Source organism: Rhodoferax sp. OV413, from assembly GCF_945881795.1.
In the GTDB taxonomy this organism is placed as follows: Bacteria; Pseudomonadota; Gammaproteobacteria; order Burkholderiales; family Burkholderiaceae_C; genus Allorhodoferax.
The window spans coordinates 1-10016 of the sequence record NZ_CAMCVG010000012.1; the positions used below are offsets into that span (position 1 = coordinate 1).

Below are 10016 nucleotides of genomic sequence, written 5' to 3' on the forward strand. Positions count from 1 at the left end.
CGGCACGGAGGAGCGCCGCGCCAGCCATATCTTGATCACCGCACCCAAAGACACCCCTGCAGCAGACCGTGCGAAGGCCCGTGAAAAAGCGCAGGCATTGCTGGCGCAGGCACGCAAGGCCCCCGAATCTTTTGCTGACCTTGCAAAGAAGAATTCACAAGATGAAGGCTCCGCACCGCGGGGTGGCGATCTGGAGTTCTTTGGACGGGGTGCCATGGTCAAGCCCTTTGAAGACTCGGCATTTGCCTTGAAGAAAGGCGAGATAAGCGATTTGGTTGAGTCCGACTTTGGATTCCACATCATCAAGCTCACTGACATCAAAGGCGCCAAACAGCCGTCGTTCGAAGAAGCCCGCGCGACCCTGGAGCCCGAAGTCCGCACCCAGCTTGCGCAGCGCAAGTTCGCAGAAGTTGCGGAGTCCTTTACCAACGGCGTGTACGAGGAGTCCGACAGCCTGAAGCCCGTGGCAGAGCGCTTGAAGCTTGAGATCAAGACGGGCTCCAAGGTGCAGCGCCAGCCCGCCCTTGGAGTCCGGGGCCCGTTGGCCAACCCTAAGCTGCTGGAGGCCCTGTTTAACCCCGACACATTGGAGAAAAAGCGCAACACCGAAGCCCTGGAATTGGGCCCCAACCAGCTAGTGTCTGCGCGTGTGGTGGCCCACAGTCCTGCCCGGGCCCTGGAGTTGGGCGAAGTGAAAGCCCAAGTGCGTGATCGCTTGGTGGTCAGTCGCGCACTGGAGCAGGCCAAGAATGAGGGCGTCGGAAAACTGGCCGCCTTGCAGGCAAATCCCGCCGCCACCGCAATGCCGCCCGCAGTCATCATCTCGCGCGATGCGGCTCAGGGCCTGCCCGGTGCTGCGGTGGACGCCGCATTGCGTCTGAGTGCCGGCGCATTGCCTGCGTTTGCAGGAGTCGATATCGGCGGCCAAGGCTATGTCGTGGTGCGGGTCAACAAAGTCTTGCCGCGCAATGCCGTGGATCAGGGGAAATCCCAGCAAGAGCAGTCCCAATACGCCCAATGGGTCGCCGCAGCAGAGAACGCGGCCTACTACGACAACCTCAAGCAACGCTTCAAGGCGCAGATCAAAGTGCCTACTCCAAGCGCCGACAAGGCCGGCGGCAACTAAGGGTTTACCGAGGTTTTGAGGCTATAATTTCCGCCTACGGTGGCTGTAGCTCAGTTGGTAGAGTCCAGGATTGTGATTCCTGTTGTCGTGGGTTCGAGCCCCATCAGCCACCCCACATAAAGCCCTTTGGCACAAGGAAAGCCCGCTACGTAAACGATAGCGGGCTTTTTGCTTAATCGCCTCGGTTAGCTCTCAGTCGCAACCCAAGGCTTCATTTCCGTCCCTCGCTGTTCGCCACACGCCCCACCTACAATCAGGCAACACTCTTCGCTGCCATGAAAATCCTAATATCCAACGACGACGGTTACCAGGCGCCGGGCATTGTTGCTCTGTACGACGCGCTCAAAGACATTGCGGAAGTTGAAGTCATTGCGCCCGAGCAAAACAACAGCGCGAAGTCCAACGCACTAACCCTGCACTCGCCCTTATACGTGCACCGCGCGGCAAACGGTTTTCGTTATGTCAACGGCACGCCGGCAGACTGCGTACACATCGCGCTTACGGGCCTGCTGGACTACCGGCCCGACCTCGTGGTTTCCGGCATCAACAACGGGGCCAACATGGGGGATGACACGATTTATTCGGGCACTGTGGGCGCGGCTATGGAGGGGTTTTTGTTCGGCATTCCGGCAATTGCGTTTTCGCAGGTGGAACGCGATTGGGTGCATTTGCAGTCCGCCGGGCGCAAGGCGCGCGAAATGGTGCTGGCCATGCAACACCACCAGATGATCACTCCGACCCCCTGGTTGCTAAATGTGAACATTCCCAACCTGCCTTTTGAGCAGATCGGATCCAGCCGCCTGTGCCGATTGGGTAAGCGTCATGCTGCGGAAAAGGTGATCAAGCAGCAGAGCCCGCGCGGAGAGACGATGTATTGGATTGGCGCCGCCGGCCCCGTCATGGATGACGCTGAGGGCACTGACTTTCACGCCACTGCGCAGGGGCATGTGTCCATCACCCCGCTGAAGGTGGACCTGACCGACCACGCCAACCTCGGCTACTGGGGGCAGACCGTTAGCCGCATGTCCACTGCGGCGGTATGAGAGAGCGGCCCTCTTTCCCGGCCCGTCTCGATACAGCGCCGGACGCTCAACCCCGTTTCAAATCGCAGCCCGCTGCAGCGCTGATGCCTGTGCCGCAGGGCGTGGGAATGGATTCGATGGCGGTGCGACAGCGTATGGTGCAAAAGCTGGCCGGGCAGGGAGTGAGCGACCCGCTGGTGTTATCGGCCATGGGCACGGTAGAGCGGCACCGCTTTGTGGACAGTGCCTTGGTGAATCAGGCTTACGAAGACACCAGCCTTCCCATTGGTCTGGGTCAGACGATTTCCAAGCCGGGCGTGGTGTCCCGCATGATTGAGCTGCTGCGCAATGGCGCGCAGGGCCGGATGGGCAGGGTGCTGGAAATCGGCACCGGCTGTGGTTACCAGGCAGCGGTGTTGAGCTGCGTTGCCAACGAGGTGTACAGCATTGAGCGACTCAAGGGCCTGCACGACAAGGCGCGCGACAACCTGCGCCCCTTGCGTTTGCCGAATTTGCATTTGCTTTTTGGGGACGGCATGATCGGCTACGCCCAAGGCGCGCCCTACGCGGGCATCATTTCTGCGGCGGGCGGCGAGTCACTTCCCCAGGCCTGGGTGGACCAGTTGGCGTTGGGCGGACGGCTGGTTGCCCCTGTCGTGCATGCAGGCGGCCAAGCCTTGCTGGTCGTGGACAAAACGGCAACGGGCGTACAGCAAAGCATTCTGGAGCAGGTGAACTTTGTACCCCTAAAATCAGGCGTTGCCTAAAGGGAAGAAGCACTATGGTCGGTATGCGCGTGTCGGTTTGGGGTGTCGTTGGCTTGGTGTGTGCTCTGATGAGCGCCTGCAGTTCCACGTCACTGAGCCGCGCCCCGGTCGAAGACCGGCAACAGCAATCTTCCGCGTCACCGGCAAGCGCCGATGCCCGCGCGCAAGCCGTGAAGTCGCCGCCGGGTTTTGATAACGCGGGCAAGCCCGGCTACTACACGGTCAAGCCCGGCGACACCATGATCCGCATCGGTCTGGAGAGTGGCCAGAGTCCCAAGGACATTGCGAGCTGGAGCGGGGTGGAAAACCCCAACAAGATTGAGATTGGGCAGGTGCTGCGTGTGGCGCCTCCCGCTAAAGCTGAAACGGCGAGCGTGAAGCCAGTGACATCCAGCAGCAGCACGACCACGGCTTTGCCACCTGCCTCGCCCGCTGCTGCCCAGTCCAAGGCCGCACCCGCACCTGCTGCCGCCGCGGCTACTTCTGCTGTGGGCGACGAGGCAGTGGCGTGGATGTGGCCCAGCAATGGCTCGGTGCTGGCAGGATTCGATGAGTCAAAAAATAACAAGGGTCTTGATATCGGGGGCAACGCCGGTGACGCGGTGTTGGCGGCTGCGGAGGGCAAGGTGGTGTATGCCGGATCCGGGCTTCGGGGGTACGGCAACCTTGTCATCCTCAAACACAACAACACCTACCTGACGGCTTACGCGCACAACCAGACGCTGCTGGTCAAAGAAGATCAGACCGTCAAGAGAGGTCAAAAGATTGCGGAAATGGGTAGCAGCGACGCGGACCGCGTCAAGCTTCACTTTGAAGTGCGCAAGCAGGGTAAGCCGGTCGATCCATCTAAATACCTGCCCGTGCGCTAACCCGCCGCTTGGCGCCCCTGCAAGCGCCATCGCAGTGCGGCGGTAGTCGGTTCTGACCTGAGACAATTCAGGCATGACAGACGAACAAAAAAACGAAATTCTCCCCCCTCAGCGCTGGCCTGAGGGCTGGCTGGCAGTGAAGTCGCTCGATCTGGAGGCGCAGGGAGTCGCCCACCGGGCGGACGGTAAGGTGGTTTTCATTGACGGTGCTCTTCCCTTTGAGGTGGTGAGTGCGCAGATCCACCGTAGCAAGACCAGTTTTGAGAAGGGCACGCTGACCGACATTCACGTGGAGTCGTCCCAGCGGGTGCAGCCCGAGTGCCCGCATTTCGGTTTGCACGAAGGTGCCTGCGGCGGTTGCAAGATGCAGCACCTGCATGTGGGCGCGCAGGTCGCGGTCAAACAGCGGGTGTTGGAAGACAACCTCTGGCACATCGGCAAACTCAAGCCCGACAACGTGATCCGCCCCATTGAGGGCCCTGCATGGGGCTACCGCTATCGGGCGCGCCTTTCGGTGCGCTTTGTGCGGAAAAAGGGCACAGTGCTAATCGGGTTTCACGAGCGCAAGAGCCGCTATGTGGCAGATATGAAGGTCTGCCCGGTGCTCGCGCCGCGGGTCAGCGACATGCTGGTGCCTTTGCGGCAGCTGATCGAGTCGATGGACGCGGTGGAGACCCTGCCCCAGCTGGAGCTGGCCATGGGCGATGTGGGCAGCGGTCAAGCTGGCGATTCAGGCGTGATCGCACTGGTGTTGCGTCACATGGAGCCTCTCTCCGAGGCTGACCTGGGCCGCCTGCGAGCCTTTGCGGCGTCAAACGCTGGTTTGCAGTGGTGGCTGCAACCCAAAGGGCCCGAGACGGTTCACCGGCTTGACGAGTTGCCCGGTTTTGAAACCGGCCAGCTGTCGTATGCGTTGCCGGATTTCGGTATTTCCATGGCCTTTCGCCCGACCGACTTTACCCAGGTTAATCCGCATATCAACCGCGTGTTGGTGTCCCGCGCTCTGGGGCTTTTGCAAGTGCAGAAGACGGAGCGGGTGATTGACTGGTTTTGTGGCCTTGGCAACTTCACCTTGCCGCTGGCTACGCAGGCGCGCGAGGTGCTGGGTGTCGAAGGTTCTGAGGCGCTGGTCGTCCGTTCGCGTGAGAACTTAGCGTTCAATTTGAGGCAAAAAAGGGCTTTAGATCAGGCGGATATTGCGCTAGCAGCTACAAAATTCGTAGCGAGAAACCTGTTTGAGATGACACCCGAAATCCTGATGGGCGATGGCGTAGCAGACAAATGGCTGGTCGATCCGCCCCGCGAGGGAGCCTATTCCCTTGTGCAAGCGTTAGCGGCTTTACACCAGTCACCAGATCTGCGGCAGGGCTGGACGCCCCCCAAGCGCATTGTGTATGTCAGCTGTAACCCCGCTACACTGGCGCGCGACGCGGGTGTGCTGGTGTATGCAGCGGGTTATGTGTGCGCCAAGGCGGGGGTGGTGAATATGTTTCCCCACACTGCGCATGTGGAAAGCATCGCAGTGTTCGAGTTGCAAGCTTGAAGCCGGCTGGTCTGTTTAACCGGCTCTCGGTTTGGACTTGCTTTTAGGCTTGGGCTCGTCCTCTTCCTCGGTGATGACCGGGGGGGGCGCTGGCGGAGGCGGAGGGGGCGGGGGCGGGGGTTTCAGGCCCTGGGGCTCGATTCCATCGATTTTGTTTTCCCGCATATAGAGGTCCATCTCTCTCCAGCCTGTGTAAATGGCGGATTTGGACGCTTTTTCATTGAGCGAGTAACAGTCTTCCAGGCTGCGAAGGCCGTGGCGGCAGGCACTTCCGATGGCCTTGGCCTCTGCCTCGCGCTGGGCAATCTTGGGGTCAGCCATGGCCGCCTGAATCGATTGCAGGTCGCATCCGGCGAGCAGCAAAGCTCCGAGCAAGAGGAGAGGGCGTAGATTCATAGGGCGATGGGCATCCTACAGTCTATATCGGCACTTTATGCCAAGTATTGACAACAAAAAAGGCCCGCAGGGGGCCTTTTCTGAGAGGGGCGCCGGAGCGTCAGTCGCGCTCGCCGCCAAAGATGCCCAGCAGGGCCAGCAGATTCTGGAATACGCTGACGATGCTGAGGTACAGGGACAGGGTGGCGGAGATGTAATTGGTCTCGCCGCCGTCAATGATGCGCTTGATATCGAACAGCATCCAGAAGCTGAAAATCGCGATGGCCGCCATGGACAAAGCCATCATGCCTGCGGTGGAGCCCACAAATGCATTGATAACGCCGCCCACCAGCAACACGATGGTGCCGACAAACAGCCATTTGCCCATACCGCTGAGGTCTTTCTTGATGACGGTAGCCAGGCTCGCCATGGCGAAGAACACGCCTGCGGTGCCGCCGAAAGCGGTCATGATTAGCTGCGCGCCGTTGCTGTAGCCCAAGGTGTGCTGGATCAGGGGAGACATCATCAGCCCCATGACGAAGGTGAAACCCAACAGAATCGGCACGCCGGCTGCGGAGTTTTTGGTCTTTTCGATGGCGAAAATAAAGCCGAAGGCCACAGCCAGGAACAACACAAAGCCCAGAATTCCGCTGAACAGCGGCGCCACGTTCAGCTCCACGCCCGCCCATGCGCCCAGCACGGTGGGAATCAGGCTGAGGCAAAGCAGCCAGTACGTGTTGCGCAGCACTTTGTTGCGCTGCGCGGCCGTGCCGGGGAACCCCAGACTCTGGCCGAAAGTGGTGGTGCGTTCTGTCATGGTGGTACTCCAATAAAACTGCAGTGGAAGAACAACAAAGGTCCCGCATCGAGCAGGTGAAGTCATTTTAGGGTTTAACAAGGCCGCCCCCGCAATCTGTGAGCTTATTCATGTGGTTTTGGGTGGAGCTCCCCTGCGCAATCAAGGATCGAAGTGTGCCCGGCGCTTGGTTATGCTCGGGGTTGTTTTTGTTGTATCAACCCAATCACCTATCTATTCACGCCATGAACACCAAAGCCGTACTCGAATTCGCTGACGTCGCCGCTATTGCCGCCGCTGCCCAAGCAGAAGCCATCAAAAACAACTGGGCGGTGAGCATTGCTATCGTCGACGATGGCGGTCACTTGTTGTCCTTCCAGCGTCTGGACGGCGCCGCCCCCGTTTCTGCCCACATCGCCCCCGGCAAGGCGCGCACTGCAGCCCTGGGCCGCCGGGAAAGCAAGATTTACGAAGACGTGATCAACGGCGGCCGCGCGTCCTTCTTGAGCGCGCCCACGCTCGAGGCCATGCTCGAAGGCGGCGTGCCCATCATGAAAGACGGTCAGTGCCTGGGCGCTGTGGGCGTGAGCGGCGTCAAGTCGACCGAAGACGCCCAGGTAGCCAAGGCGGGCATCGCTGCCATCGGCCTGTAATTAGCCGCGGGTCAGGACTTGGGTTCGGTCACGAACCCGATTTTCCGCAGTCCCGCGCGCTGGGCTACGGCCATGGCCTGGGCCACAAACTCGTAGCGAGCAGCCTTATCGCCGCCGATATGTAGCTCGGGTTGTGGGACCTTGGCGGCTTCGTTCCGGAGCCGATTCTCCAGCGCGTCGGCCGTAACAGGCGCTTGATTCAGAAAGTAAGCGCCCTGCGCATCGACGGTGAGTCGAAGTGTCTCCGGCTTGCTTTGCTGCGGCTGGCTGGAGGCGGTGGGCAGCTCGATGTTCACCGCGTGTTTCATAACCGGCACGGTGATGATGAAGATGATCAGCAGCACCAACATCACGTCGACCAGCGGCGTCATGTTGATTTCGTTCATGACTTCGCTGTCGCCGTCTGCATCGCCGCTCTGTGTTCCGAATGCCATGGCTTGGACTCCGGTGGTTCAGCGCGACGGACCCACGCGTGCGCCGGTCAGGAAGTAGGCGTGCAGGTCGTGTGCAAAGCGATTGAGCTTGGTAATGACCGATTTGTTCCCACGCACCAGTGCGTTGTAGCCCAGCACCGCCGGTATGGCCACCGCCAGACCCAGCGCGGTCATGATGAGCGCTTCGCCAATGGGGCCGGCTACCCGGTCGATGGTGGCCTGGCCCGAGGCGCCGATGCCCAGCAGGGCGTGGTAGATGCCCCAAACGGTGCCAAACAAGCCTACAAACGGCGCTGTCGAACCCACCGAGGCCAGCACTGCCATCCCGCCCTGCAGTTTTGCGGTGCTGTCATCGATGCTGTTGCGCAGGGCGCGGCTGATCCAGTCGCTCACGTCGAGTGCGTCCTGCAGTTGGGGCCGTGCGTCGCGATGGTGCGAGGCGGCCTGTTGCCCGGCGCGCGCCAATTCGATAAAAAAGTTGCCATCCGGCGCACCCAGACTGCGGATGCCGCTCTCAAAATCAGAGCATTGCCAGAATTTTTCAGTCTGCCCGGCGAGAGACTTGAGCTTAAAAACGTCCAGCGCCTTGATGAGTATGACCATCCACGACGCCAGCGACATTGCCAGCAACATGAGCGCGACCGATTTGGTCACCCAGTCGCCTTCGGTCCAAAGAGTGACGAGTCCAAGTTGGGATTCCATGAAAAAAACTCCGGTGAACGATGGGTGAGAAAGAGGGGCCCGCAGCCTCGCGCTAGCGGGTGAGCTGCCAGTTAAACGGGACGTCAAACCACATACCCTGCGCAACGCCATCGCGTTTGCCGGGCACATAGCGCCATTTCAGGGCATTTTCCACCGAGGCCTGGTCCAGGCGATCAAATCCGCTGCTTTGCTTGACGCTGGCCTGGCTGGCCTGCCCGTCGGCGGCAATGAACACCCGCACCACGACCCGACCGGTCTCCATCAAGCGCCTGCTCTGAGCGGGGTAGGCGGGCTTCGGGTTGTTCAGGTAGTCAGCGTCGCTGGACGGCAGCTCCACTTTGGGTGCCGGTGGCGAAGCGGCTGCCGCAGCGCTGCCAGCCGGTCCGTCGCTGTTGGCAGAGGACGCTGCGGCTGGGCCGGAGGGTACGGAATTGGATGCTGCATTGGTGACGGCCGCGGAATCTGCCGTTGCTGCCAGGGCAAGGGGTGCAGGCTGCGGTGCGACCGCTGCCGTTGCGACCGGCGAGGGGGCGGAAAGTGCAGGGGGGGTCGGTGGCGGACTCTGGGTTTTGACCGGCACCGGATTGTTCGGTTCCCGTGGCAAGGGGGGAGCGGGAGGCGGAGGTGGTGGCACGGCGGGGGCCATGATTTCGACCAACACCACTTCCGGTAACAGCGCCTGAGCGGCACGGCGCAGCAATCCCGTCTGCAGGGCCCATAAGAGGACCAGGTGCAGAGCGAGCACGCTGATAACGATGACTGCGTTGCGGCGCATAAGGAGAGCGGTCAGTACACCAGTCTCTCGGGGCGGATTTCTTGCAGGATGGTGGTGGCAATCTCTTCAATCGACTTGGTCGTGGTCGAGAGCCAGCGTATGCCGGTGCGGCGCATCATCGCCTCCGCTTCGCTCACTTCCATCCGGCAGTTTTCCAGTGAGGCGTATAGGGAGTGCGGCCGGCGCTCGTTGCGGATTTCGCTCAGGCGCTCGGGCTGAATCGACAGGCCAAAAATCTTGTCTTTGTGCGGTACCAAGGCGGGGGGCAGCTGCCGGCGTTCGAAGTCTTCAGGAATCAGGGGGTAGTTGGAGGCCTTCAGCCCGTATTGCATGGCCAGGTAGAGCGAAGTGGGCGTCTTGCCGCTGCGGCTCACGCCCACCAGAATGACGTCGCTCAGCTCCAGGTCGCGGTTGCTCTGGCCGTCGTCATGTGCAAGAGAGAAGTTGATCGCCTCGATGCGGTCATGGTATTCCTTGCTCTTGCTGGCGTCGCTGAAGCGGCCGATGCGGTGGTTGGATTTGAGGCCTAGCTCCTGCTCGAGCGGATGCACAAACATGCCAAACATATCGAGCAGCATGCCCTGGCAACCGTCGTGTATGACCTTGAGCACCTCCATATTCACCAGGGTTGTGAACACGATGGGCTTGTTGCCATCGACTACGCCGGTGTGATTGATCTGACGCACGGCCTGGTGCGCCTTGTCCACCGTGTCTACAAAGGGCAGGCGCACATGGCGCGTCTTGGTTTCAAACTGGGCCAGGATGGCATTGCCAAAGGTTTCCGCGGTAATGCCGGTGCCATCAGAAATAAAAAAAACAGTGCGTTGGGGCATGAAGGAACTGGAGGGCTGGGTGATCTGGCGTGGAGGCGGGAGAGCAGGGCGCACCTACAATCGTGACAATTTAGCGTATTTTCGGACGCCTTTCGTTTCCCACAACACCAACAACAGGAAA

Annotated in this window: 12 protein-coding genes and 1 tRNA gene; 7 read left to right on the plus strand and 6 right to left on the minus strand. The window is 60.6% G+C overall.

Annotated elements, in window-relative coordinates:
• The 6 genes from Q0O05_RS02845 to rlmD form a co-directional block, all read left to right on the plus strand.
• Positions 1 to 1126, plus strand: a 1126-nt coding sequence (locus tag Q0O05_RS02845; RefSeq protein WP_293660381.1) for a peptidylprolyl isomerase, incomplete at its 5' end; no start/stop codon positions are given.
• Positions 1127 to 1165: 39 nt separating this feature from the next.
• A tRNA-His gene (locus Q0O05_RS02850) sits at positions 1166 to 1241 on the plus strand.
• Between the two features lie 160 nt (positions 1242 to 1401).
• Positions 1402 to 2169 (plus strand): 5'/3'-nucleotidase SurE, encoded by a 768-nt coding sequence (gene surE / locus Q0O05_RS02855; RefSeq protein ID WP_293660382.1) that lies wholly within the window; start codon positions 1402 to 1404, stop codon positions 2167 to 2169.
• Positions 2166 to 2915 (plus strand): protein-L-isoaspartate(D-aspartate) O-methyltransferase, encoded by a 750-nt coding sequence (locus Q0O05_RS02860; RefSeq protein WP_293660383.1) that lies wholly within the window; start codon positions 2166 to 2168, stop codon positions 2913 to 2915. The genes surE and Q0O05_RS02860 overlap by 4 nt, the downstream gene beginning before the upstream one ends.
• A gap of 14 nt (positions 2916 to 2929) precedes the next feature.
• Positions 2930 to 3784, plus strand: a complete 855-nt coding sequence (locus Q0O05_RS02865; RefSeq protein WP_293660384.1) for a peptidoglycan DD-metalloendopeptidase family protein — start codon at positions 2930 to 2932, stop codon at positions 3782 to 3784.
• A 73-nt stretch (positions 3785 to 3857) separates the two neighbouring features.
• Positions 3858 to 5327: a 23S rRNA (uracil(1939)-C(5))-methyltransferase RlmD gene (rlmD, locus tag Q0O05_RS02870; RefSeq protein ID WP_293660385.1), complete on the plus strand. Its 1470-nt coding sequence runs from the start codon at positions 3858 to 3860 to the stop codon at positions 5325 to 5327.
• Between the two features lie 15 nt (positions 5328 to 5342).
• On the opposite strand, the gene Q0O05_RS02875 is transcribed toward rlmD, so the two are convergent.
• Positions 5343 to 5723 (minus strand): hypothetical protein, encoded by a 381-nt coding sequence (locus tag Q0O05_RS02875; protein WP_293660386.1) that lies wholly within the window; start codon positions 5721 to 5723, stop codon positions 5343 to 5345.
• A gap of 100 nt (positions 5724 to 5823) precedes the next feature.
• Positions 5824 to 6519: a Bax inhibitor-1/YccA family protein gene (locus Q0O05_RS02880; RefSeq protein WP_293660387.1), complete on the minus strand. Its 696-nt coding sequence runs from the start codon at positions 6517 to 6519 to the stop codon at positions 5824 to 5826.
• A gap of 224 nt (positions 6520 to 6743) precedes the next feature.
• On the opposite strand from Q0O05_RS02880, the gene Q0O05_RS02885 reads away from it, so the two are divergent.
• The gene (locus Q0O05_RS02885; RefSeq protein WP_293660388.1) at positions 6744 to 7151 is read left to right on the plus strand and encodes a heme-binding protein; all 408 of its coding nucleotides are present in this window, start codon (positions 6744 to 6746) and stop codon (positions 7149 to 7151) included.
• 11 nt (positions 7152 to 7162) lie between these two features.
• On the opposite strand, the gene Q0O05_RS02890 is transcribed toward Q0O05_RS02885, so the two are convergent.
• The 4 genes from Q0O05_RS02890 to Q0O05_RS02905 are packed head-to-tail and all read right to left on the minus strand — an operon-like array spanning position 7163 to position 9895.
• Positions 7163 to 7585 (minus strand): biopolymer transporter ExbD, encoded by a 423-nt coding sequence (locus Q0O05_RS02890; RefSeq protein ID WP_293660389.1) that lies wholly within the window; start codon positions 7583 to 7585, stop codon positions 7163 to 7165.
• Positions 7586 to 7603: 18 nt separating this feature from the next.
• The gene (locus Q0O05_RS02895; protein ID WP_293660390.1) at positions 7604 to 8287 is read right to left on the minus strand and encodes a MotA/TolQ/ExbB proton channel family protein; all 684 of its coding nucleotides are present in this window, start codon (positions 8285 to 8287) and stop codon (positions 7604 to 7606) included.
• 52 nt (positions 8288 to 8339) lie between these two features.
• Positions 8340 to 9062 (minus strand): energy transducer TonB, encoded by a 723-nt coding sequence (locus Q0O05_RS02900; protein WP_293660391.1) that lies wholly within the window; start codon positions 9060 to 9062, stop codon positions 8340 to 8342.
• 11 nt (positions 9063 to 9073) lie between these two features.
• Positions 9074 to 9895: a pyruvate, water dikinase regulatory protein gene (locus tag Q0O05_RS02905; RefSeq protein WP_293660392.1), complete on the minus strand. Its 822-nt coding sequence runs from the start codon at positions 9893 to 9895 to the stop codon at positions 9074 to 9076.
• Positions 9896 to 10016: the final 121 nt, after the last annotated feature.

Excerpts from the sequence above, each read along its gene's own strand:
- surE (WP_293660382.1), top strand. The coding sequence starts at position 1,402 with ATGAAAATCCTAATATCCAACGACGACGGTTACCAGGCGCCGGGCATT.
- Q0O05_RS02860 (WP_293660383.1), top strand. The coding sequence starts at position 2,166 with ATGAGAGAGCGGCCCTCTTTCCCGGCCCGTCTCGATACAGCGCCGGAC.
- Q0O05_RS02865 (WP_293660384.1), top strand. The coding sequence starts at position 2,930 with ATGGTCGGTATGCGCGTGTCGGTTTGGGGTGTCGTTGGCTTGGTGTGT.
- rlmD (WP_293660385.1), top strand. The coding sequence starts at position 3,858 with ATGACAGACGAACAAAAAAACGAAATTCTCCCCCCTCAGCGCTGGCCT.
- Q0O05_RS02875 (WP_293660386.1), bottom strand. The coding sequence starts at position 5,723 with ATGAATCTACGCCCTCTCCTCTTGCTCGGAGCTTTGCTGCTCGCCGGA.
- Q0O05_RS02880 (WP_293660387.1), bottom strand. The coding sequence starts at position 6,519 with ATGACAGAACGCACCACCACTTTCGGCCAGAGTCTGGGGTTCCCCGGC.
- Q0O05_RS02885 (WP_293660388.1), top strand. The coding sequence starts at position 6,744 with ATGAACACCAAAGCCGTACTCGAATTCGCTGACGTCGCCGCTATTGCC.
- Q0O05_RS02890 (WP_293660389.1), bottom strand. The coding sequence starts at position 7,585 with ATGGCATTCGGAACACAGAGCGGCGATGCAGACGGCGACAGCGAAGTC.
- Q0O05_RS02895 (WP_293660390.1), bottom strand. The coding sequence starts at position 8,287 with ATGGAATCCCAACTTGGACTCGTCACTCTTTGGACCGAAGGCGACTGG.
- Q0O05_RS02900 (WP_293660391.1), bottom strand. The coding sequence starts at position 9,062 with ATGCGCCGCAACGCAGTCATCGTTATCAGCGTGCTCGCTCTGCACCTG.
- Q0O05_RS02905 (WP_293660392.1), bottom strand. The coding sequence starts at position 9,895 with ATGCCCCAACGCACTGTTTTTTTTATTTCTGATGGCACCGGCATTACC.